We start from the raw sequence: 20,345 nt of genomic DNA, 5'->3' as shown, positions 1-20,345 counted from the left end.
AGTCACCGCCCCAACTGCTTCGGATCGTAATAGAACCGCTCCTCGATCAACTGATCGCCCCGCCAGGTCTGCCACGCGATCTCGTCGAGCGTCCGCGTCACCCCTTCAGCATTCGTAAAACTGAATTTCCAGCGGGTGGCGACATGGTCGCCCTCGATCAGGCTCGGCCCGATCCGCTCGGCCTTGACCGCCTTGGAGGCCGCCAGCACGCCGCGCTCCTTGGCGATGAGCTTATCGCGGCCGACCGTCGGTGCGGCGTTGTTCTCGTAGGTCATGGCATCAGCAGTGCAGAACTGCTCGATCGCGCCGACGAAATCGCCGTCTTCCAGGCGCCTGGCAAAGGCTTCGACGATCTCGCGACTCGGCATGGCGTACCCTCGCAGCTAAAACAGACTGACAGTCGGTAAATACCGACCGGTGGTCGAAAAGTCAACTGGCTGCCGATGGCCGAATGGATTAGACGAGACGGATGGCAAAACAGGCGGAACGGCGTGCAGCGACGACCGAAGCGATCCTGACGGCGGCACGCCGCCTGTTCGGGAGCCGGGGGTTCGCCGCCACCACCATGGACGCGATCGCGGAAGGCGCCTCCGTCGCCAAGGGCGCGGTGTATCATCACTTCAAGACCAAGGAAGAGGTGTTCGAGGCCGTGTTCGACCTGGTCTCGCACGACCTCGTGGTCGAGATCGACAGCACAGCGCGCGCCGAGAAGGACGTGCTCGCCGCGATGGTTGCCGGCACCCAGCATTACTTTGCCGCGACCGCGAAGGGGTCGACCGGCCAGATCATCCTGCGTGACGGCCCGGCGGTGCTCGGCTGGGAGCGCTGGCGCGAGATCGACGCCAAACACTTCGGCGGCAAGCTACCTCGCGCGCTATTCGCGGCGATGGAGGCCGGCCTGATCGCGCGCCAGCCGGTCGAGCCGCTGGCGCGGCTGCTGCTCGGCGCGGTAACGGAGGCCGCGGTCGCCTGCGCCGGGCGCACCGATATCGCAAGGGCGGGTGCGGAATATGCCCGTGCGTTCAAGTCGCTGGTCGAGGCGCTGCGCGTGCGGGATTGATTGTGCTAAGTGACGCCCACGGAAACGCCAACAAAAAGAACAGTAGCGCATGAACGCAACTTCCTCTCTCGCACCCACCGATCCCGAATTCGACTACATCATCGTCGGCGCCGGCTCGGCCGGCTGCGTGCTTGCCAACCGGCTTTCGGCGAATGGCAAGCACAGCGTGCTGCTGCTCGAGGCCGGCCCCAAGGATTCCAACATCTGGATCCACGTCCCGCTCGGCTACGGAAAACTGTTCAAGGAGAAGAGCGTCAACTGGATGTACCAGACCGAGCCGGAGCCCGAGTTGAAGGGACGGCAAGTGTTTCAGCCGCGTGGCAAGACACTGGGCGGCTCGAGCTCGATCAACGGCCTCCTCTATGTTCGCGGCCAGCACGAGGACTATGACCGCTGGCGCCAGCTCGGCAACACCGGATGGGGCTATGACGACGTATTGCCCTATTTCAAGAAAGCCGAGAATCAGTCGCGCGGCGCCGATCAGTATCACGGCACGGGCGGGCCACTGCCGGTGTCCAACATGATCGTGACCGATCCGCTGTCGAAGGCCTTCATCGACGCCGCAGTCGAGACCGGGCTGCCCTACAATCCCGACTTCAACGGCGCGACGCAGGAGGGCGTCGGGCTGTTTCAGACCACGACGCGCAACGGCCGCCGCGCCTCGACCTCGGTGGCCTATCTCGGCCCCGCCAAGACCCGGGGCAATCTCAAGATCGAGACCTCCGCGCACGCGCAGCGCGTGCTGTTCGAGGGCCGCCGCGCCGTCGGCGTCGAATACCGGCAAGGCGCGGCCTTGCGCCGCGCGCGTGCGCGGAAGGAAGTCGTGCTGTCGAGCGGCGCCTACAACTCGCCGCAGCTGCTTCAGCTCTCAGGTGTCGGCCCCGGCGATCTCCTGCGCAGCCATGGCATCGAGGTGTTGCTCGATGCTGCTGGCGTGGGCCATGATCTGCAGGACCACATGCAGGTCCGCATCGTGATGCGCTGCTCCCAAAGGATCACGCTGAACGACACCGTCAACCATCCGCTCCGCCGCACCATGGCCGGCGCGCGTTATGCGTTGTTCCGCAAGGGCTGGCTGACGATTGCGGCCGGCACGGCGGGCGCGTTCTTCAAGACCAGTCCGCGGCTGGCGTCGCCCGACATTCAGGTGCACTTCCTGCCGTTCTCGACCGACAAGATGGGCGAGAAGCTGCATGATTTCTCCGGTTTCACGGCGTCGGTGTGCCAGCTCCGGCCCGAGAGCCGCGGCACCTTGCGCATCAAAAGCGCCGACCCGAGCGTGCCGCCGGAGATCCGCATCAACTACATGTCGACCGAGACCGACCGCACCACCAACGTCGAGGGTATCAAGATCCTGCGCAAGATTTTGAACGCGCCGGCGCTGAAGCCGTTCGTGGTGAGCGAGTACGATCCCGGGACAAAGGTATCCACGGATGCCGAGATACTGGATTACTGCCGTGAGCGCGGCAGCACCATCTACCATCCGACCTCGACCTGTCGTATGGGCAACGACGCGCTCGCGGTGGTCGACCAGCGGCTGAAGGTGAGGGGGCTCGACGGTCTTCGCGTCGTCGACGGCTCGATCATGCCGGACCTCGTGTCAGGAAATACCAACGCGCCGATCATCATGATCGCCGAGAAGGCCTCCGACATGATATTGGAGGATGCGCGATAAATTCGCCTTGAAAGGACGTTCGACTTGGCTACTCGATTTCGGATCGGCACCCGCAAGAGCGTGATGGCGCTGGCACAGACGGAGGAGATCGCCCGCCGCCTGACCGCCGCGGTGCCCGGTCTCGACGTCGAAATCGTCAAGTTCGATACCACGGGCGATCTCGACCAGACCAGCAAGCTGCTGCCGCACGGCGGCAAGGGCGGCGCCTTCGTGGCGCAGATCCGCGCCGCCGTGCTGTCGGGCGAGCTTCATGCGGCCATGCACTCGCTCAAGGACATGCCGGGCAATGAGGACACGCCCGGCCTCGTCATCGGCGCCACCCTGTCGCGCGATCCGCCCGGCGACGCGCTGGTGCTCCGGAATGGCGTGACGCTGGAAGCGTTGCGCCAGTCGCGCGGCAAGGGTTTCAAGATCGGCACCAACGCCGTCCGTCGCGCCGCCTATGCGCGGCGCCTGTTTCCGGACGTGGAGGTGATCCACTTCCGCGGCGCAGCCGACACGCGCGTGCGAAAACTCGACAATGGCGAGAAGCAGCGCCTCCCCGATGGCGGCGCGGTGGGACCGGCTGATGCACTGATCATGGCGCGTTCGGGCCTCGACCGCGTCGGCTTGTCCAGCCGCATCGGCTATGAATTCACGGCCGCCGAGATGCTGCCCGCGGCAGGGCAGGGCATCGTCGCCGTCGAATCCGCCGCGCAGGACTGGCAGACGCGACAAATCCTGTCATCGATCGACGATCCCGCCGCGCATGCCTGCGCCGATGCCGAGCGCGAGGTGCTGTGGGTTCTCAACGGCCACTGCAATTCGCCGGTGGCGGGGTTTTCGACCATCACGGGCGATCAGATGGCGCTGACCGCGTCCGTGCTCGACCTCTCCGGCAACACCATCATTGAAGCCTCGCGTACGGGCCCCGCCAATCGTCCGCGCGAGCTCGGCCGTGCGGTGGGTCTGGATCTGCTGGGGAAAGGTGCCGCCGAGATCATCGAGCGCAGCCGGCCGCGGTAGACGCGAGATTTCGACCGGCGATGGTAGGATTCTGCGCCTGTTTTGCACGACGTGTCAAAGGCGCGCGGCGCGTGACGTCAGGTCAACGATTTCAAAGACTTGTCTACTGTGCATGGGGTTGTTTTCGCGGTTTGTTTTGCAGGGATGAAATAAATCAACCCCGCACGCGCCTCAGCATCTGCTCGACATGAGCGATCGGCGTCTCCGGCTGGATGCCGTGGCCGAGATTGAAGATGAACCGTCCTTGCGCAAAGTTCGCCAGCACATCGTCGATCGCGCGGTCGAGCGCGGCACCGCCGGTGATCAGCACCAGCGGATCGAGATTGCCCTGCACGGCGACCTTGCTCTGCACGCGCTCGCGGATGAAGCCGGGCTCCGCGGTCCAGTCGATGCTGACGGCGTTGACGCCGGTGGCTTCGACATAGGCAGGCAGCTGCGCGCCGGCGCCGCGCGGAAAGCCGATGATCTTCGCATCCGGCACCTTTGCGCGCACGCCCTCGACGATGCGCCGCGTCGGCGCGACCGACCAGCGCGCGAATTCGGCCGGCGGCAGCACGCCCGCCCAGGTGTCGAAGATCTGCAGCGCGTCGGCCCCGGCGGCGAGCTGTGCCAAGAGATATTCGATCGAGCTCTCGACCAGCACGTCGATGATCTTCGCAAACGCCTCCGGATGCCGGTAGGCCATCATGCGCGCTGGCGCCTGGTCGGGCGTGCCCTGGCCGGCGACCATGTAGGTCGCCACCGTCCATGGCGCGCCGCAGAAGCCGATCAGCGCGATTTCGGGCGCAAGCTGAGCCCGCACGATCCTAAGCGCCTCGAACACCGGCGCGAGCTTGCCGAGATCGGCACGCGTTGCCAGCGTTCCGACCTTGGCGGGATCATCCAGCGGCTCGAGCCGCGGACCCTCGCCGACCTCGAAGCGCACGGCGCGGCCGAGCGCATAGGGGATCACCAGGATGTCCGAGAAGATGATCGCCGCATTGAAACCGAACCGGCGGATCGGCTGCAGCGTCACCTCGGCGGCAAGCTCCGGGTTGAAGCAGAGATCGAGGAAGCCGCCCGCCTTGGCACGCACCTCGCGATATTCCGGCAGATAGCGGCCGGCCTGCCGCATCATCCACATGGGCGGGATGGCCTGGCGCTGGCCGGAGAGCACGTCGATGAAGGGCTTTATCGCAGACTGGGGCACGAATGGTCCTGAAGCGGGTTATCGCCCCTGATACACCGCCGCGGCCCGCAGCGGAACAGGGGAACCAGGCCATTCGGGCCGCGTTGACCAGCCAATGGAGGAGATTCATGGCTGAGACATTCAATCCTGCGCCGCACGACAAGCATGCCGACGATTTGCGCGAGGCGGTCGCCGCCGATCGGCAGTCCAAGCTCGACGCCGGGCTGCAAGATACCTTCCCGGCCTCCGATCCCGTCAGCGCCGCCCAGCCGACGCCCTCGAAGGCGGATGCCGAGGCCGACAGTCCCTCGCTCTGGGACAAGGTGAAGGCCATCTTCAGCTAGCGGACGTATCGCCGGATTCCGATAGGGACAATAATGTCTTGTTAGCGATGCAGCGATTCCGGGCGTCCGTAGGACTACTGGAAAGCGGCAGATCGCCACGTATTCCGGTAGTGGCTTCAGAGTTCACTAACAGAAGCGGCAGAGTTTCCGAGGATCGGAGAATTCTGCCGCATGAGTGCTACTAACCAAAGAGCCGGATGGAGCCGTCTGCCGCTGCGCGCGGCGGCGTTCGTCGTGCTCACCTGCGCGACCATCCTCGGCGTCAGCGGCTGGCGCGAATGGGCCGCGCGCGATGCGGTGCTGCGAGGTGCCGAGGCGGAGATGGCGAACGTCGCGCGTTCGTTGACGCAGCATGCAGAGGACAGCCTCGACCTCCTGGATTCCGGCGTCGTCGGCATTGTCACCCGGCTGGAGATGGACGGCGCCGGGCCCGCCACGATCGGGAAGCTGCGCACGCTGCTGGATGCGCGCAAGAAGGCGATCGAGCGCATCCACAGCCTTGCCATTATCGACGATCAGGGCAACTGGCTGACTGCGCCCGGCACGATCGGCTCGACCTTCAGCGATGACGGTTTCTTCCGTCATCACCAGCTCTCGCCGAAACGAGAGCCCCATGTCGGTCGTCCCGTGAAAAGCCTCCTCGATGGCGAATGGCTGATCACCCTGACGCGCCGCTTCAACAAGCCGGACGGCAGCTTCGGCGGCGTCGCGCTTGCGACCATCAGCGCCAACTATCTCTCGCACTTCTACGAGCAGTTCGAGATCGGCCGCAACAGTTCGGTAGCGCTGACCCATGGCGACGGACTGATCGTGGCGCGCAGCCCGAACAACGAGAAGTTCGTCGGGCACAGCGTTGCCGACAAGCCGCTGTTCCGCGACGCCAGCCTGCAGCGGCCCGGCGGCGCCTATCATTTCAAATCGCCGCTGGACGGCGCCGAGCGCGTCAGCTTCTTCAAGCGCAGCAGCCGTTATCCGCTGGTCCTGCTTGCCACCGTCGACAAGAACGAACTGCTGGCGCCCTGGCGCGCTGCCGCAACCTCCCGCATGCTCTACGTCGCCGCGCTCGTGGTGCTGATCGCGATCATCGGTGCCCTGCTGGTGCGGCAACTGCAACGGGGTCAGTGCATGGCCGCAGCCCTGACCGAGAAGGAGGCCCACTTCCGCCTGCTCGCGGAAGGCTCCAGCGACATGGTGACCCGCATCGGGCTCGACGAGCGGATACGCTATGTCTCGCCTTCGTCGGTGCGCGTCGTCGGCTGGCGCGCCAATCAATTGATGGGCACGCCTGCGCTCGCCGGCATCAATCCGGAGGACCTGACGCAGGTCCAGGCGATCGTCGATGCCATGAAGCGTGGCGAGAAGGAGGAGGCGCGGCTCGTCTATCGCAACTCGCACCGCGAGAACGGCGAAGTCTGGCTGGAATCGACCATGCGCGTGACGCGCAAGGACAACGGCCGCGTCGACGGCGTGGTGGCGATCTCGCGCGACATCACCGAACACAAGAAGCTGGAGACCAGGCTCGAGGCGCTCGCGATCGAGGACAGCCTCACCGGCCTTGCCAACCGCCGCCGCTTCGACGAGCGGCTGAAGGAGGAGTGGGCGCGCGCCTATCGCGACCGCTCCAGCCTCGCCTTGCTGATGATCGACGTCGACCATTTCAAAGCCTACAACGACGAATACGGCCATCCCGCCGGCGACGCCTGCCTTCGCGTCGTGGCGCAGATCATCGCGGCCGAGACGCAGCGCCCCGGCGATCTGGCGGCGCGCTATGGCGGCGAGGAGTTCGCCATGCTGCTGCCGAGCACCGATGCCGCGGGCTGCGCCCGGATCGGCGACCGGATCCGGCGGGCGATTGGCGAGGCGGGCCTCGTCCACACCACCAACCATGCGACCGGTTTCGTCACCGCCTCGCTCGGAGGCGCGGCCTGCCGGCCGGTGCTGGAGCGCACGGCGGGCGTGGTCTCGCTCGTCGAGGCGGCCGACCAGGCGCTCTATGCGGCCAAGGAGGCCGGGCGCAACCGGCTGATGATGTCCGGCGAGGTCGCCGGCCTGATGCCCAAGGCGTCGGGTCTGTAGCTCACCGTTTCAATAATGCGGTGGCGGTTCATTGGAGGGCCCCGGCGCACTCGCCTCGGCCTCCTGGAGCCGTTCGTTCAGCTGTGCGACCTGCCGTGTCAGCGCGTCGATCTGCTTCCACTGCGCCGTGATGGTCTGGTTCAGCGTCTCGATGGTGTCGTCCTGGTAAGTCAGGCGCGTCTCCAGCATGTCAATGCGCTCGCTCAGACTCTTGATCTCATTCGTCACGGCCGTGCTCCTTGTCTCCTCCGCGCAGGCCCTGTTCACGCAATCCATGGCCGAGCGCGACGCGCTCGTCGAACACGAAGCACTCACCGCGCCAGCGGCTCTGTGTCTCCGGCACCTCTTGCAGATATCTCAGGATGCCGCCCTTGAGGTGATAGACCTCGGAAAAGCCGCGTGCGAGCAAATGCGCGCTCGCCTTCTCGCAGCGGATACCGCCGGTGCAGAACATCGCGATCCTGCGGTGCTTGGCCGGATCGAGCTGCTCTGCCGCAAAATCCTTGAATTGGCCAAAGCTCTGGAGACCGGGATCGACCGCGCCATCGAACGTGCCCATCGCCACCTCGAAGGCGTTGCGGGTGTCGAGCAGCAGCGTGTTGGGGGCCGCGATCAGCGCATTCCATTCCGACGCGTCGACATAGGTGCCGACTTGCCTCGTCGGATCGGCGGCGGCATCGCCGAGCGTGACGATCTCCTTCTTCAGCCGCACCTTGAGCCGTCCAAACGGCATCGCCGCGGCCGTGGAGAATTTCAGCTCGAGATTGTCCAGCCTGCCGCCAAAGATGTCGCCGTGCGCGAGCTCATGCGCGAACGCGTCGATCGCCTCGGGGGCGCCCGCGACGGTGCCATTGATGCCCTCCTGGGCCAGCAGCACGCTGCCCTTTAGCGCGAGGCCGGCGCAGAACGCGCGTAGCGGCTCGCGCAACTCGCGGTAATCCGGGAGGGCGGCAAACTGGTAGAAGGCGGCGACCTTGGTGATTGAATTGGCGTCGGGCATGGCGGCTCGTTTAGCAGGCGGCTGCCGCCCGGAAAACCCGCATTGGCTGAAAGCCCGAGCGGACCATACGCCCAGCGGATGGCAGCCATTTCACTGGTATGCCAGCATTGCTCCGGGAGGCCGGAATGTGTCATGTAAGCCCGGTTTTCCGACATGGTGCGCCACCCCGGCCACGGCCAAGCGGGCCTCAAGAGAGCCTAACGAGAGCAAGAATTCGCATGAGAAACTTCCATTTCCCCGGCAGGTCCACGGTTCACGCCACCAACGCGATGGTGGCGACCTCGCATCCGCAGGCTTCGCTCGCCGCGATCGAGGTGCTGCGCGAGGGCGGCACGGCGGTGGACGCGGCGGTCGCAGGCTCGGCCGTGCTCGGCGTGATCGAACCGCAATCGACCGGCATCGGCGGCGACTGCTTCGCGCTGATCCAGCCGCGGGGCGAAGGCAAGATCCTCGCCTATAACGGCTCCGGCCGCGCGCCGAAGGCGGCGAACGCCGACTGGTATCTCGAGCGCAAGATCAACTCCGTGCCACTGACCTCGGCGCATGCGGTCTCGATCCCCGGCGTCGTCGATGCCTTCGCCACCGTCCTGCGCGATCACGGCAAGTTCGGCTTCGACCGCCTGCTCCAGCCCGCGATCAAGGCGGCCGAGGAAGGCTATGTCGTCGCGCCCCGCATCGCCTTCGACTGGAAGAACCAGTTCGAGAAGCTCAAGGCCGGCACCAACGCCGTGCGCTACCTGCTGCCGGGCGGCAAGCCGCCGGTCGCCGGCGACGTCATTCGCCAGGTCGAGCTCGGCAAGACTCTGCGTGCCATCGCCAAGGGCGGCCGCGATGCCTTCTACAAGGGCGAGATCGCGGAAGACATGGTCGAGACCCTCAGGGGAATCGGCGGCCTGCACACGCTCGACGATTTCGCCGCGCATACCACGGAAGTGACTTCGCCGATCGGCACCATGTACAAGGGTTACGACGTCTGGCAGTGCCCGCCGAACGGACCGGGCCTGACCATGCTGCTGATGCTGAACATCCTGTCGCGGTTCGATCTGACGAAATACGCGCCGCTCAGCGTCGAGCGCTTCCATCTCGAGGCGGAAGCCGCGCGCATCGCCTACATGCATCGCGAACTGCACGTCGCCGATCCCGAGCACATGCAGATCGAGGTCGCCAAGATCCTCGCCAAGGAGTTCTGCGACGAGCACATCAGCAAGATCCGCATGGACGGCATGCTCGACCTTCCGAACGTCGCGCCGCCCATGAATCCCTCGACCATCTACATCACGGTCGTGGACAAGGACCGCAACGTCTGCTCGTTCATCAATTCGATCGCGCATTCCTTCGGCTCGGCCATCGTCTCCATCAAGACCGGCGTCTTGTTCCAGAACCGCGCCGGCGGCTTCCGCATCCAGCCCGGTCATCCGAACAGCATCGCCGGCGGCAAGCGGCCGCTGCACACGATCATGCCGAGCCTCGTCACCCAGGGCGGCCGTTCCGTGATGCCGTTCGCGGTGATGGGCGGGCAGTATCAGCCGGTCGGCCAGACCCACGTGCTGACCAACATCCTCGACTATGGCTGCGACGTGCAGGAGGCGATCGACATGCCGCGCGGCCTGCATTACGAGGGCCAGTACCAGCTCGAGGACAGCGTTCCGGCCGCGATCGTCGAGGGCCTGAAGAAGCTAGGCCACAAGACCACCAGCGTGGTCAGCCCGCTCGGCGGCGCCCAGGCGATCTGGATCGACTGGGACAAGGGCACGCTCACCGGCGGTTCCGATCCGCGCAAGGATGGCTGCGCGCTGGGTTATTGATCCTCAGCGCGAGTTCCTCGCGCAGATCAGGAAAAGTTGACGAAGGGCGATGCGGCATTTGCTGCATCGCCCTTTTCACGTTCGGAACGGAGCTCATTGCTTCAGGTTAAGGGGCGATGGGCGGTGCAGGCGTGCGCTGCTTTGTAGATCAGCGGCGGAGGCGTCGATGTCCGACAAACCAGGTTCCAAACAATCAGCATTCGATCGGCGCGCCTTCATGGCCGCTGCGGCTGGCAGTGCGCTGGTCCCGATGACCGCGCGTGCGGCTGCAGAGAACGTCAGGGCTCCGGCGCCACAGGATCCGTCGCTTCCCGTCGACGTCACGCTGCAGGTCAACGGCAAGGACAAGCGCCTCAGCATCGATGCCCGCACCACGCTGCTGGACGCACTGCGTGAACATCTCAAGCTCACTGGCAGCAAGAAGGGCTGCGACCACGGCCAGTGCGGCGCCTGCACGGTGCTAATCGACGACCGGCGCGTGGTGTCGTGCCTGACCCTTGCGCTCGCCGCCGAGGGGCAGGAGATCACGACCATTGAGGGGCTGGCTACCGATGACCATCTGCATCCGATGCAGCAGGCCTTCATCGACAACGACGCGTTCCAGTGCGGCTATTGCACGCCCGGCCAGATCATGTCGGCCGTCGCCTGCGTCAAGGAAGGCCATGCCAGCAACGAGGCCGACATCCGCGAATATATGAGCGGCAATATCTGCCGCTGTGCCGCCTATCCCAACATCGTCGCCGCGGTGAAGCAGGCCGCGCCCGAAATCCTGAAAGGCTAGGCGCATGCGACCGTTTTCGTATCAGAGGGCAACAGACCCTGACATGGCCGTGCAGGCGCTCGGCGCTGCCGCGGCCGCGAACAATCCGCTGACCCAGGCCCCTGCGCAGCCGCTCGCAGGCGGCACCACGCTGATCGACCTGATGAAGCTTGACGTGATGCGGCCTGCCGCCATCGTCGACATCAATCCGCTCGCGCGCAGTTGGTCGGCAATCGAGCCTAGGGAAGACGGATTGCGCCTCGGCGCGCTCGCGAAGATGTCGGACGTTGCCGCGCATGGAGAGATCCAACGCCACTATCCGGTGATCGCAAATTCCCTGAAGCTTGCGGCCAGCGCCCAGCTGCGCAACATGGCGACGCTCGGCGGCAACGTGATGCAGCGGACGCGTTGCAGCTATTTCCGCGACGTCTCCTATGAGAATTGCAACAAGCGCAATCCCGGTGCGGGCTGCGCCGCGATGGACGGCGTCAACCGCATGCATGCGGTGCTCGGCGTCTCCGACCAATGCATCGCGACCTATCCCGGCGATTTCGCGCAGGCGCTGATCGCGCTGGATGCTCTGGTCGAGATTACGGGCAAGGGTGGCACGCGCAGCATGCCGTTCTCCCAGCTTCACAAGGCGCCGGGCACGACCCCCGACATCGAGACCTCGCTTCAGCCTGGCGAGCTGATCTCGGCTTTCTCGATTCAGGGCCGCTGGCCGCGCTCGGTGTATCTCAAGGCGCGCGACCGCCAATCCTACGAGTTCGCGCTGTCCTCGGCTGCGATTGCGCTCGATGTGCAGGACGGCACGATCCGGGATGCGCGGGTCGCGCTCGGCGGCGTCGCCACTGTGCCCTGGCGGGCGCGCGAGGCGGAGGCGCTTCTCAAGGGACAGAAATTCGACGACGGCTTGGCGCAGCGGGTCGCCGATGCCGCTTTCGCAGAGGCCAGGGGGCGGCGGCACAACAGCTTCAAAATCGCGCTCGGCAAACGCGTGGTGGCGCGTGCGCTCCAGCAGGCCGTAACGATGGAGATCTGATCATGACCGCTGCTGCTCCCGAGCCCAAGACGAACATGGGCAAGCCCGTACCGCGCTATGACGCGGTCGTGAAAGTGACGGGACGCGCGACCTATGCGTCCGACATGCCGCTTGCCGATCCCGCCCATGCGTTCCTCGTCACCAGCGCGATTGCCAAGGGACGAGTCGACAGCTTCGATCTCGGCGAGGCCAAGCGGGTCCGGGGCGTGATCGACATCGTCACCCACGAGAACGCACCGAAGCTGAAGGAGTCGAAGCTCTTCAGCAATGGCGGCTATGCGGGCACGACGATCCAGCCGCTGAAATCGGCCGAGATCGCCCATGACGGCCAGATCATCGCGGTGGTCATCGCCGAAAGCTACGAGGCGGCGCGCGAGGCCGCCAACCGCATCAAGGTCAGCTACACCGCCGCCACGCCAAGCGCGACCTTCGACTCGCCCGGGACGACCACGGCGCCCGCGAAGGGGCAGAATGCCCAGTTCAAGGAGGACCCGAAGGTCGGCAATTTCGCCAAGGCGTTCGAGGAGGCCGAGGTCAAACTGACCGCTTCTTACGAAACACCGACGCAGCATCACAATCCGATGGAGCTGTTCTCGACCAGCTGCGCCTGGATGGGCGACAACCTCGTGATCTACGAGCCGAGTCAGTTCGTGTACGGCCTCAAATACGGTGTCGCCGAGCAGCTCGGGATCGACGCCGATAAGGTCCGCGTGGTCAACCCGTATGTCGGCGGTGGTTTCGGCGCGCGCGGGTCGATGACGCCGCGCACTGCCATCATCGCGGCCATCGCCAGGCGCTTGAACCGGCCGATCAAGTTGGTCCCGACCCGCGACCAGGGCTTCACCATCACCACGCATCGTGCCGAGACCCGCCACGAGATCAAGCTCGGCGCGAGCCGGGACGGCAAGCTGGTCGCGCTCCGGCACGAGGGCGCCGAGGTGTCCTCGCGCCCCGATGCCTATTGCGTCGGCGGCACCAAGACGACGACGCGGCTCTATGCCTGTCCAAATGTCGACAGCCTGGTCTCGATCGTGCGCGCCGACCGCAACACGCCCGGCTTCATGCGCTCGCCACCGGAGGTGCCGTATCTGTTCGCGCTGGAAAGCGCGATGGACGAGCTGGCGGCGAAGCTGAACGTGGATCCGGTCGAGCTTCGTCGCATCAACGACACCACGAACGAGCCGATCAGCGGCAAGCCCTACACCTCGCGCTCGCTGATGGCCTGTTTCGACGAGGCTGCGAAGGCGTTCGGGTGGGCGCAGCGCTCGCCTGAGCCGAAATCGATGTCGGATGGCGATTGGCTGATCGGCTATGGCTGTGCCGCCACCTGCTATCCGACGCAGATGGGGCCGGCAGCGGCCCGCGTCCGGCTGCAACGCGACGGCCGCACCCGCGTCGAGATCGCCGGCCACGAGATCGGCACCGGCGCCTATACCGTCATTGCTCAGGCTGCATCCGAGCGGCTCGGCGTGCCGCTCGAGAAGGTTGCCGTCTTCATCGGCGACAGCGATCTGCCGCCGGCGCCCGTTGCAGGAGGCTCCAACTCCACCGCCAGCACCTGCTCCGCAGTGATGATGGTGTGCGACCAGATCCGGCAGCGCCTGTTCAAGGCGGTGGTGCCGAGCCAGAGCCTGGCGGACAAGGCCAAGGAGACCGTGGGCATCGGCCAGACACCGGCAACGCAGGCGGCGAAGGGCGACCGTCCGCTCGACCTGGAGAAGGCCTTCGACGCGCTCGGGGTCGGCGTCGTCGAGGAATATGGTGAGTGGAAGCCGGAAGGCGCGCCGCTGGATTCCTTCCGCGCCATGCACAACGGGCAGGTGCGGCTCGTGGGCGGTCATTCCATGAAAGACCAGATCGCTTACGCGTTTGGCGCGGAGTTCGTCGAAGTCCGCATCAATCGCTTCACGCATGAGATCCGCTGCCCGCGCCTCGTCGGCGCCTTCGCCGGCGGCCGTATCATGAATCCGCGCACGGCGCGCAGCCAGCTAATGGGCGGGCTGATCTGGGGCATGTCGTCAGCGTTGCTGGAGGCCACCGAGATAGACGAACGCTATGCGCGCTACGTCAACGACAATCTTGCTGATTACCTCGTCCCCGTGAATGCGGACGTATCAGGCGTCGAGGTCATTCTGCTCTCCGAGGAGGATGATCGCATCAATCCTGTCGGGGTGAAGGGCCTCGGCGAGCTCGGCAATGTCGGCACCAATGCGGCGATCTGCAATGCGATCTACCATGCCACGGGGCAGCGCATTCGTAAGCTCCCGGTCCGGCTGGAAAATATCGAGGTGTGAGGGGTGGAAACCTCACCCGCGTTGCGCTAGACACCTTCCGCCTCAAACGGAAGGTGCCTTATGCAGCGTTTTCAGCGCGCGCTTCTCGCCCTGATGTCGGCACTCGCGATCACCGTGATCGCCGGCGTGTCGCATTTCGTTTCCACCACGGCCTCGGCCCAGACCGCAGGAAAGACCATGACAACAGCTTCAGGCTTGCAGATCATCGACAGCGTCGCCGGAACGGGCGCTTCGCCAAAGCCCGGCCAGATCTGCGTGATGCACTACACCGGCTGGCTTTATGAGAACGGCCAGAAGGGCAAGAAATTCGACTCCTCCGTCGACCGCAACGAGCCGTTCGAATTCCCGATCGGCAAGGGCCGCGTCATCGCCGGCTGGGACGAGGGCGTCGCCTCGATGAAGGTCGGCGGCAAGCGCACGCTGATCATCCCGCCGCAGCTCGGCTATGGCGCGCGTGGCGCCGGCGGCGTGATCCCGCCGAACGCGACGCTGATGTTCGACGTGGAATTGCTTGGAGTGAAGTGAGCCCAGGTCTTTCCACATCGTCACGGCCGGGCTTGACCCGGCCATCCACGCCTTGGCAGGAAGAAAGAACGTGGATGCCCGGGACAAGCCCGGGCATGACGGCGAGAGATCAGAACAAAAAAGACCGGCCTTGCGGCCGGTCTTTTCGCGTTCAGTCTCGTGGGTACTATTCCGTTGCGCGCTTTGCCGCAGCGGCGGCGCGATCCATCGCGTCCTTTGCGGCGTCCTTGGCATCGCCCATGGCCTGCTGGCCCTTGCCCTTCACTTCCTGCACCGCGCCTTCGCCCTTCATGCGCTCGGATCCGGTGGCTTCACCGATGCCCTGCTTGGCCTTGCCGATCGCCTCGTTGGCGGTGCCCTTGATCTTGTCGGTCGTGCTGCCCATGAAACTCTCCTTTTGTTTCGCTTGGAATGACAACGCTGGGCGGCTACGGGGGTTCCGATTTTGCTATGGCTAGCGGATGCGGCTTTGGGGTAATTTGCTGCGCACGGAACCAACAGAAAGCAAGTCCCATGACCGGCCATGATCATTCGCATTCCCACCATGACCACGATCATGACGATCGCTGGAAGCATGACGGCGTGCGCGTCATCCCCGGCAACCAGCTCGACACCAACGTGCCATCGACCGCAGGCATGGACCGCGCCGCCGCCATCAACTTCGCACGAGTCGGCGCGCAGAAATTGTGGGCAGGCACGGTCAGCATCAAGCCCGACGCCAAGACCGGCGCCCATCATCACGGCCATCTCGAAAGCGTCATCTACGTGGTGAAGGGCAAGGCGCGGATGCGCTGGGGCGAGAAGCTGCAATTCACCGCCGAGGCCGGCCCCGGCGACTTCATCTTCGTCCCGCCCTACGTGCCGCATCAGGAGATCAACGCCAGCCCGGACGAGGTGCTGGAATGCGTGCTGGTGCGCAGCGACGGCGAGGCGGTGGCGATCAACCTCGACATCGAACCGGTCGAGAAGCCCGAGACGGTGTTGTGGATCGATCCGGTCCACCGCGATCCCAACGAGAAGAAGTAGGCTTTCCGAGGCGGCGCGGGGTTCATGCGACAGGACCCCGCAGGCGCGACCTTAAAAATATTCGGAAGCGATGTCGGGTGGCTGCCTGGCCATCCGTCCTTGGGCAGAACCCGCCAAGGAGCTTCCGATGCCTAAGATGATCTTCGTCAACCTGCCGGTGACCGACCTCAAGCGCGCGACCGCCTTCTATGAGGCGATCGGTGCGGTCAAGAACCCGCAATTCTGCGACGACACGGCGAGCTGCATGGTCTTTTCCGAGACCATCTTCGCCATGCTGCTGACCCACGACAAATTCCGTCAGTTCACGCCGAAGCCGATCGCGGATGCCAAGTCCTCGAACCAGGTGCTGCTCTGCCTGTCCGCGGACAGCCGCAGCGAGGTCGACGATATCGTCGGCAGGGCGGCGGCCGCGGGCGGCGTGGCTGATCCCAGCCCGAAGGACGAATACAGCTTCATGTACGGCCGCAGCTTCGAGGATCCCGACGGCCATATGTGGGGGGTGAACTGGATGGATCTCGCGGCGGCCCCGCTGCAGCCCGCCATGGCGACCGCCTGATCGAAGCCGGGGAATAGGAGCATTCACATGTCCAAGGTCACGCCCTGCCTGTGGTTCAACGGCGATGCCGAAGAGGCCGCCAATTTCTACGTCTCCCTGCTGCCCGATTCCAGGATCGTGCACGTCCAGCGCAACGTCTCCGATGGTCCGTCCGGCAAGGAGGGCTCGGTGCTCGTCGTCGAATTCACCCTCGGCGGGCAGCGCCTGGTCGCGCTGAATGGCGGCATGAAGATGGAGTACACCCACGCGATATCGCTGATGATCGATTGCAACGACCAGGTCCAGGTCGACAGTGTCTGGAACGCGTTCCTCGCCCATGGCGGCAAAGAAGAGCAGTGCGGCTGGCTCAGGGATCGCTGGGGCGTGGCCTGGCAGGTGGTGCCGAAAGCGATGTTCGAATTCCTGTCGAGCCCCGACAAGGCCGCGGCCGCACGCGCCGTGCAGGCCATGATGAAGATGGTCAAGCTCGACGTGGACGTGCTGCGCCAGGCATTCGAGGGCAAGTCGGCGGCGTGAGGCGGCGACGGTGCCGTAGGGTGGGCAAAGGCGCGTAGCGCCGTGCCCACCATTCTTCCACGACCAGGAGAGAAGTGGTGGGCACGCTTCGCCTTTGCCCACCCTAGGAGATAGTCCCGCCCTAATAATTGATCCTGAGTCCCACGCCGCCATGGATGGTGTTGCCGACCGGCTGCGGACCCAGCGTGCCGTTGGCAAAGAGATCCACGATCCAGCCTTTTTGCACGCGGAAGCCGAGGCGGCCGCCATATTCGAACCAGCCCTGGTTGCCCATGGTCGGCACCACCATGCCCTGGCCGGTCACGGTCGCCACGATGCCGCTGTGGGTCGCAAAGGATTGCACCCAGCCGCCGTTGATGTTGGCCTCGATGTTGCTGCCGTAGAGATGCGTCCACTGGCCACCGAGCTTGACCAGGCTGGTGCGGTCGGTGCCGGTCGCAAGGGTGGCGTCGAACGGATTGAAGGCCACTGCGCTGTCGGTGTAGCCCGATACGCGCTGCCAGAGCTGCCAGACCTCGACGGAGGCCGCGACCTCGTCGCGCGGTGACAGCCGGCTGATCCACCCGGCGCGGCCATAGACGGCGTAGTTCGAGGCGTTAGTCGAGCTGGTCACGCTGACCGGGCCGAGGTTGGTGTCGTAGCTGCGTGTGTAGCGCGCCTTCTGCCACGGCGTCAGGATCGTGCCGACGTCGAAGAACGGGCGCGACGAGCCCCAGTCGGTGAAATCGTAGCGCAGCGCAAAGGCGCCGATCGGCGCGCTCGTGATCTCGTAGCCTTTCCCGTCGTAGTGCGTATAGGCGATGCCGGCGAGCAGCGACAGATTGTTGGTCAGCTCCTTGCGGCCGTGGATGCCGGCAGAGAACGAGCCGGCCGAGCCGAAAGCACTGACGCAGTCGCCGCAATTGACCTGCTCGTTGACGCCGAGCAGTACCGTGCCGAGCACGCGGTTCGTAATCATCTGGTTGAAGCGCTGATTGGCGAGGCCGCCGATCGAATTGCTGCTGGAACTCGCGCCGCTCGGCGTCGGGCTCGACGTCGGTGCTGGATTCGGCGAGGGCGAGGGCGAGGGTGACGGTGACGGATAAGGGCTTGGGGAAGGCGAGGGTGACGGCGAATAGGTCGGGGTAGGGCTCGGCCCACATCCGGACTCGCAATTCGTCTGAGCTGTGGCCGGACGCAGATCGAATGCGACAAGAGCGAGCGCAGCCGCAGCGGCCAGCACGCCGTTGAGGATACAGCGCTTCAAGCAGAGCTTTACCATCGTCAGCGCCCGCACAGCATGCCGTCGTCCTGGACGGCAGGCGTGATGGTCGGCGAGGCGCCGGCATATTGGTTGACGGCGCAAAGCCCGGCGCTCGCCGCGCAATTGGCGGCAAAGGTCCAGGGTGGCGTATTGGTCTTGGTGATGCTGACCTTGCCGCCGGTCGACGTGATGATCGCGGTGTCGCCGGGCTGGGTGAGCTGCACGCATTGGGACCTCGTCGCGCAGACGCTGGCCGCGCCGTCCTGAAGCACCACGACGGAGTGGCCGCGCTGCGAGAGGATGTCGAGCGTGGTGCCGCGCACGCCGATGGTCGCGAGCGGTGTCGTGATCTTGTAGGCGCTCTTGTCGGAATTGCCGGTGACGAAGCGGAAAGCGCCTGTTGTCATGCGGATCGCGACGGCGCGATAGCTCTGGTCGTCGTTGAAGACGGTGCGGTCGAGCTTCAATGTCGCGCTGGGGCCCAGCGACAAATTGGTGCTGTCGGCCATGACGAAGCGCGCCGCGCTGTCGGCGCCGGTGCGCACGGTCTCGTCGCGCAACATGCTGTCGCCGACGTTGATCGGCGTGGTGGTCGCGGCGACGCGCACCACTTCGTTCTGGATTACGACGGCTTGGCCGACGCGTGTCTGCGCCTGCGCGCCAGGACCTGCGCACAACGCGGCTGATAACAGCGACGGGAAAAACCAAAAACGCAAATTCATTTCACAACCGATCGATATGTCCCTGATCGTACCGGATCGCGCGCGCTTGCGATGTGGCGGAATTATCACAAGCGGCGCGGGACGTGCGTCATGCTTAGTGACAGTTGCGGCAGAATGCGTTCAATGAAAATCGCGATCTCTTTTTTGTCCCGCGGTGACGCAAATTTGCCACGCAAAACAGCCCCACAGCAGACGCCCGAATTGTCCGCGGTTCCGCAGGTGTCGCGGAGCGCAGTGATCGCTGTCGCGATTTTCCTGCTCGCACATCTCGCACTGCTGATCGGCGTCGTAACGCCGCAGAAATTCGTCTTCGACGAGGTGCATTATGTGCCGGCGGCGCGGCAGATGCTGGCGCCTGCGATGTCGCAGCCGATGCTCAACCCGATGCACCCGCCGCTTGCCAAGGAGCTGATCGCGGCGTCCATCGCAGTCTTCGGCGACAACGCGCTCGGCTGGCGCTATCCGGCGACCTTGTTCGGCGCGCTCGCCATCGTCGCGATCTATCTGTGCGGGCTTGCGCTGTTCTCCGCGCAGGGGCCCGCGATCGCTGCCGCGCTGATCGCCGGCAGCAACCAGATGCTCTACGTGCAGGCGCGCATCGCCATGCTCGATATCTTCGCGCTCGGATTCGGCCTGCTCGCGACCGCCGCTTTCATGCATGGCTTTCGAAGAGAGCGGCCGCATGCGCTGTTCGCGCTCGCAGGCGGCCTGTTCGGCTGTGCTGCGGCGTGCAAATGGAGCGGCTTGTTTCCGCTCGGCGTCTGCATCGTCATCGTCGCGCTGATCGGCCTGATGCAGGGCTGGCGCACCCAGTTTGCCGACGCCAGGCCGAGCGACTGGTATCGGCCCGACCTGTGGACCGGTTTTCGCGTGCAGCACGCCGCGCTCTGCTTCGCCGTCCTGCCGGCATTGACATATCTTGCGGCTTTCGTTCCGCTGTACGGATTGTCGCTGCCAGACCTGATCGAGGCGCAGCGGCGGATCTTCGCCGACAACACCACGACCGCGATCGCCGGCCACACCTATATGAGTTCATGGCCGTCCTGGCCGTTGCTGGCACGTCCGGTCTGGTTCCTGTTCGACAAGACATCGGAAGACCAAATTTCGGCGATCGTCTTCCTCGGCAATCCGCTGGTGGCGTGGCCGGCCCTGCTCGCGCTCGCATTGGTGCTGCGCGACTTCGTCGTCGCGCGGCGTTGGGACGCCTTTCTGATCGCGGCGTTCTATTTCGGCCCCTGGCTCGCCTGGGCGTTGCTGCCGCGCACGCTGGGCTTCATCTACTATTACCTGCCGGCTGCGACCGCCGCGTCCCTTGCGCTGGTCTATGTGCTGCGCCGGGAAGGTTTGCCGCGCTGGCTGCTGTGGGCCTATGTGGGCATTGCTGCGGCCGGCTTTGCGGTCATGTTGCCGATTTCGGCGGCCTTCATCGGCGTCTCCATGCAGACCTTCAACCGATTGATGCTGTTCCAGAGCTGGATATGACAACGCCGCCTGCCGGGGAGGGCAGGCGGCGGGGTTATCGCGATGA

Annotated in this window: 21 protein-coding genes; 14 read left to right on the top strand and 7 right to left on the bottom strand. The window is 65.1% G+C overall.

Translation table 11 applies throughout. The features are described 5' to 3' along the window. Positions 1–2 precede the first annotated feature (2 nt). Positions 3–368: a nuclear transport factor 2 family protein gene (locus tag BCCGELA001_RS27995; RefSeq protein WP_060736799.1), complete on the bottom strand. Its 366-nt coding sequence runs from the start codon at positions 366–368 to the stop codon at positions 3–5. Positions 369–469: 101 nt separating this feature from the next. Here BCCGELA001_RS27995 and BCCGELA001_RS27990 point away from each other — a divergent pair, with 101 nt between their 5' ends. Genes BCCGELA001_RS27990 through hemC form a run of 3 tightly spaced genes read left to right on the top strand, consistent with a single transcriptional unit; the run spans position 470 to position 3,740 of the window. Further along, positions 470–1,060 (top strand): TetR/AcrR family transcriptional regulator, encoded by a 591-nt coding sequence (locus BCCGELA001_RS27990; protein WP_008561182.1) that lies wholly within the window; start codon positions 470–472, stop codon positions 1,058–1,060. A 49-nt stretch (positions 1,061–1,109) separates the two neighbouring features. Continuing rightward, positions 1,110–2,735: a GMC family oxidoreductase gene (locus BCCGELA001_RS27985; RefSeq protein ID WP_008561180.1), complete on the top strand. Its 1,626-nt coding sequence runs from the start codon at positions 1,110–1,112 to the stop codon at positions 2,733–2,735. Between the two features lie 24 nt (positions 2,736–2,759). Beyond that, positions 2,760–3,740: a hydroxymethylbilane synthase gene (gene hemC / locus BCCGELA001_RS27980; protein ID WP_008561178.1), complete on the top strand. Its 981-nt coding sequence runs from the start codon at positions 2,760–2,762 to the stop codon at positions 3,738–3,740. A 154-nt stretch (positions 3,741–3,894) separates the two neighbouring features. Here the strand turns inward: hemC and hemE are convergent, their stop codons facing one another. Continuing rightward, positions 3,895–4,929 carry a uroporphyrinogen decarboxylase gene (gene hemE, locus BCCGELA001_RS27975; RefSeq protein ID WP_008561176.1) on the bottom strand — a complete coding sequence of 345 codons (1,035 nt, stop codon included), beginning with the start codon at positions 4,927–4,929 and terminating at the stop codon, positions 3,895–3,897. Between the two features lie 107 nt (positions 4,930–5,036). Here hemE and BCCGELA001_RS27970 point away from each other — a divergent pair, with 107 nt between their 5' ends. Together BCCGELA001_RS27970 and BCCGELA001_RS27965 are read left to right on the top strand one after the other, a co-directional pair. Continuing rightward, on the top strand, positions 5,037–5,252 hold the full coding sequence (locus BCCGELA001_RS27970; protein ID WP_060736797.1) for a hypothetical protein: 216 nt from the start codon (positions 5,037–5,039) through the stop codon (positions 5,250–5,252). A 171-nt stretch (positions 5,253–5,423) separates the two neighbouring features. Continuing rightward, positions 5,424–7,328 (top strand): diguanylate cyclase domain-containing protein, encoded by a 1,905-nt coding sequence (locus BCCGELA001_RS27965; RefSeq protein ID WP_060736796.1) that lies wholly within the window; start codon positions 5,424–5,426, stop codon positions 7,326–7,328. 9 nt (positions 7,329–7,337) lie between these two features. On the opposite strand, the gene BCCGELA001_RS27960 is transcribed toward BCCGELA001_RS27965, so the two are convergent. Beyond that, entirely contained in the window at positions 7,338–7,556 is a 219-nt protein-coding gene (locus BCCGELA001_RS27960; protein ID WP_060736795.1) for a SlyX family protein, read from the bottom strand. After that, positions 7,546–8,328 (bottom strand): oxygen-dependent tRNA uridine(34) hydroxylase TrhO, encoded by a 783-nt coding sequence (gene trhO, locus BCCGELA001_RS27955; protein WP_008561150.1) that lies wholly within the window; start codon positions 8,326–8,328, stop codon positions 7,546–7,548. Before trhO ends, BCCGELA001_RS27960 begins: the two co-directional genes overlap by 11 nt. Positions 8,329–8,546: 218 nt before the next feature. Here trhO and ggt point away from each other — a divergent pair, with 218 nt between their 5' ends. From ggt to BCCGELA001_RS27930, 5 genes are all read left to right on the top strand, one after another. Beyond that, positions 8,547–10,133 (top strand): gamma-glutamyltransferase, encoded by a 1,587-nt coding sequence (gene ggt, locus BCCGELA001_RS27950; RefSeq protein WP_008561148.1) that lies wholly within the window; start codon positions 8,547–8,549, stop codon positions 10,131–10,133. A 166-nt stretch (positions 10,134–10,299) separates the two neighbouring features. Continuing rightward, entirely contained in the window at positions 10,300–10,914 is a 615-nt protein-coding gene (locus BCCGELA001_RS27945) for a (2Fe-2S)-binding protein (protein ID WP_060736794.1), read from the top strand. Positions 10,915–10,918: 4 nt separating this feature from the next. Further along, on the top strand, positions 10,919–11,935 hold the full coding sequence (locus BCCGELA001_RS27940; RefSeq protein ID WP_060736793.1) for an FAD binding domain-containing protein: 1,017 nt from the start codon (positions 10,919–10,921) through the stop codon (positions 11,933–11,935). A 2-nt stretch (positions 11,936–11,937) separates the two neighbouring features. After that, positions 11,938–14,229 (top strand): xanthine dehydrogenase family protein molybdopterin-binding subunit, encoded by a 2,292-nt coding sequence (locus tag BCCGELA001_RS27935; protein ID WP_060736792.1) that lies wholly within the window; start codon positions 11,938–11,940, stop codon positions 14,227–14,229. 60 nt (positions 14,230–14,289) lie between these two features. After that, positions 14,290–14,754: an FKBP-type peptidyl-prolyl cis-trans isomerase gene (locus tag BCCGELA001_RS27930; protein ID WP_008561130.1), complete on the top strand. Its 465-nt coding sequence runs from the start codon at positions 14,290–14,292 to the stop codon at positions 14,752–14,754. Positions 14,755–14,920: 166 nt separating this feature from the next. Here the strand turns inward: BCCGELA001_RS27930 and BCCGELA001_RS27925 are convergent, their stop codons facing one another. After that, positions 14,921–15,139 (bottom strand): CsbD family protein, encoded by a 219-nt coding sequence (locus tag BCCGELA001_RS27925; RefSeq protein ID WP_060736791.1) that lies wholly within the window; start codon positions 15,137–15,139, stop codon positions 14,921–14,923. Positions 15,140–15,267: 128 nt separating this feature from the next. Here BCCGELA001_RS27925 and BCCGELA001_RS27920 point away from each other — a divergent pair, with 128 nt between their 5' ends. The 3 genes from BCCGELA001_RS27920 (at position 15,268) to BCCGELA001_RS27910 (ending at position 16,852) form a co-directional block, all read left to right on the top strand. After that, positions 15,268–15,780 carry a cupin domain-containing protein gene (locus BCCGELA001_RS27920; RefSeq protein ID WP_008568982.1) on the top strand — a complete coding sequence of 171 codons (513 nt, stop codon included), beginning with the start codon at positions 15,268–15,270 and terminating at the stop codon, positions 15,778–15,780. A 127-nt stretch (positions 15,781–15,907) separates the two neighbouring features. Beyond that, entirely contained in the window at positions 15,908–16,336 is a 429-nt protein-coding gene (locus BCCGELA001_RS27915; RefSeq protein WP_060736790.1) for a VOC family protein, read from the top strand. 27 nt (positions 16,337–16,363) lie between these two features. Next, positions 16,364–16,852: a VOC family protein gene (locus tag BCCGELA001_RS27910; RefSeq protein WP_060736789.1), complete on the top strand. Its 489-nt coding sequence runs from the start codon at positions 16,364–16,366 to the stop codon at positions 16,850–16,852. A 121-nt stretch (positions 16,853–16,973) separates the two neighbouring features. On the opposite strand, the gene BCCGELA001_RS27905 is transcribed toward BCCGELA001_RS27910, so the two are convergent. Together BCCGELA001_RS27905 and BCCGELA001_RS27900 are read right to left on the bottom strand one after the other, a co-directional pair. Next, positions 16,974–18,128 carry a hypothetical protein gene (locus tag BCCGELA001_RS27905; RefSeq protein ID WP_144441505.1) on the bottom strand — a complete coding sequence of 385 codons (1,155 nt, stop codon included), beginning with the start codon at positions 18,126–18,128 and terminating at the stop codon, positions 16,974–16,976. Next, entirely contained in the window at positions 18,116–18,817 is a 702-nt protein-coding gene (locus BCCGELA001_RS27900; protein WP_060736788.1) for a FecR family protein, read from the bottom strand. Before BCCGELA001_RS27900 ends, BCCGELA001_RS27905 begins: the two co-directional genes overlap by 13 nt. A gap of 51 nt (positions 18,818–18,868) precedes the next feature. On the opposite strand from BCCGELA001_RS27900, the gene BCCGELA001_RS27895 reads away from it, so the two are divergent. Next, the gene (locus tag BCCGELA001_RS27895; RefSeq protein ID WP_060736787.1) at positions 18,869–20,299 is read left to right on the top strand and encodes a phospholipid carrier-dependent glycosyltransferase; all 1,431 of its coding nucleotides are present in this window, start codon (positions 18,869–18,871) and stop codon (positions 20,297–20,299) included. The last annotated feature ends 46 nt before the right edge of the window (positions 20,300–20,345 follow it).

The sequence above is a fragment of the Bradyrhizobium sp. CCGE-LA001 genome, assembly GCF_000296215.2.
Taxonomy (GTDB): domain Bacteria; phylum Pseudomonadota; class Alphaproteobacteria; order Rhizobiales; family Xanthobacteraceae; genus Bradyrhizobium.
The sequence above is the reverse complement of the archived record's forward strand: the minus strand, read 5'-3'. Positions and strand labels throughout refer to the sequence as shown.

Excerpts from the sequence above, each read along its gene's own strand:
- BCCGELA001_RS27930 (WP_008561130.1), top strand. The coding sequence starts at position 14,290 with ATGCAGCGTTTTCAGCGCGCGCTTCTCGCCCTGATGTCGGCACTCGCG.
- BCCGELA001_RS27935 (WP_060736792.1), top strand. The coding sequence starts at position 11,938 with ATGACCGCTGCTGCTCCCGAGCCCAAGACGAACATGGGCAAGCCCGTA.
- BCCGELA001_RS27945 (WP_060736794.1), top strand. The coding sequence starts at position 10,300 with ATGTCCGACAAACCAGGTTCCAAACAATCAGCATTCGATCGGCGCGCC.
- BCCGELA001_RS27925 (WP_060736791.1), bottom strand. The coding sequence starts at position 15,139 with ATGGGCAGCACGACCGACAAGATCAAGGGCACCGCCAACGAGGCGATC.
- BCCGELA001_RS27940 (WP_060736793.1), top strand. The coding sequence starts at position 10,919 with ATGCGACCGTTTTCGTATCAGAGGGCAACAGACCCTGACATGGCCGTG.
- ggt (WP_008561148.1), top strand. The coding sequence starts at position 8,547 with ATGAGAAACTTCCATTTCCCCGGCAGGTCCACGGTTCACGCCACCAAC.
- BCCGELA001_RS27895 (WP_060736787.1), top strand. The coding sequence starts at position 18,869 with ATGTGGCGGAATTATCACAAGCGGCGCGGGACGTGCGTCATGCTTAGT.
- BCCGELA001_RS27910 (WP_060736789.1), top strand. The coding sequence starts at position 16,364 with ATGTCCAAGGTCACGCCCTGCCTGTGGTTCAACGGCGATGCCGAAGAG.
- BCCGELA001_RS27915 (WP_060736790.1), top strand. The coding sequence starts at position 15,908 with ATGCCTAAGATGATCTTCGTCAACCTGCCGGTGACCGACCTCAAGCGC.
- BCCGELA001_RS27965 (WP_060736796.1), top strand. The coding sequence starts at position 5,424 with ATGAGTGCTACTAACCAAAGAGCCGGATGGAGCCGTCTGCCGCTGCGC.
- BCCGELA001_RS27990 (WP_008561182.1), top strand. The coding sequence starts at position 470 with ATGGCAAAACAGGCGGAACGGCGTGCAGCGACGACCGAAGCGATCCTG.
- BCCGELA001_RS27920 (WP_008568982.1), top strand. The coding sequence starts at position 15,268 with ATGACCGGCCATGATCATTCGCATTCCCACCATGACCACGATCATGAC.
- BCCGELA001_RS27995 (WP_060736799.1), bottom strand. The coding sequence starts at position 368 with ATGCCGAGTCGCGAGATCGTCGAAGCCTTTGCCAGGCGCCTGGAAGAC.
- BCCGELA001_RS27970 (WP_060736797.1), top strand. The coding sequence starts at position 5,037 with ATGGCTGAGACATTCAATCCTGCGCCGCACGACAAGCATGCCGACGAT.
- BCCGELA001_RS27985 (WP_008561180.1), top strand. The coding sequence starts at position 1,110 with ATGAACGCAACTTCCTCTCTCGCACCCACCGATCCCGAATTCGACTAC.
- trhO (WP_008561150.1), bottom strand. The coding sequence starts at position 8,328 with ATGCCCGACGCCAATTCAATCACCAAGGTCGCCGCCTTCTACCAGTTT.
- BCCGELA001_RS27900 (WP_060736788.1), bottom strand. The coding sequence starts at position 18,817 with ATGAATTTGCGTTTTTGGTTTTTCCCGTCGCTGTTATCAGCCGCGTTG.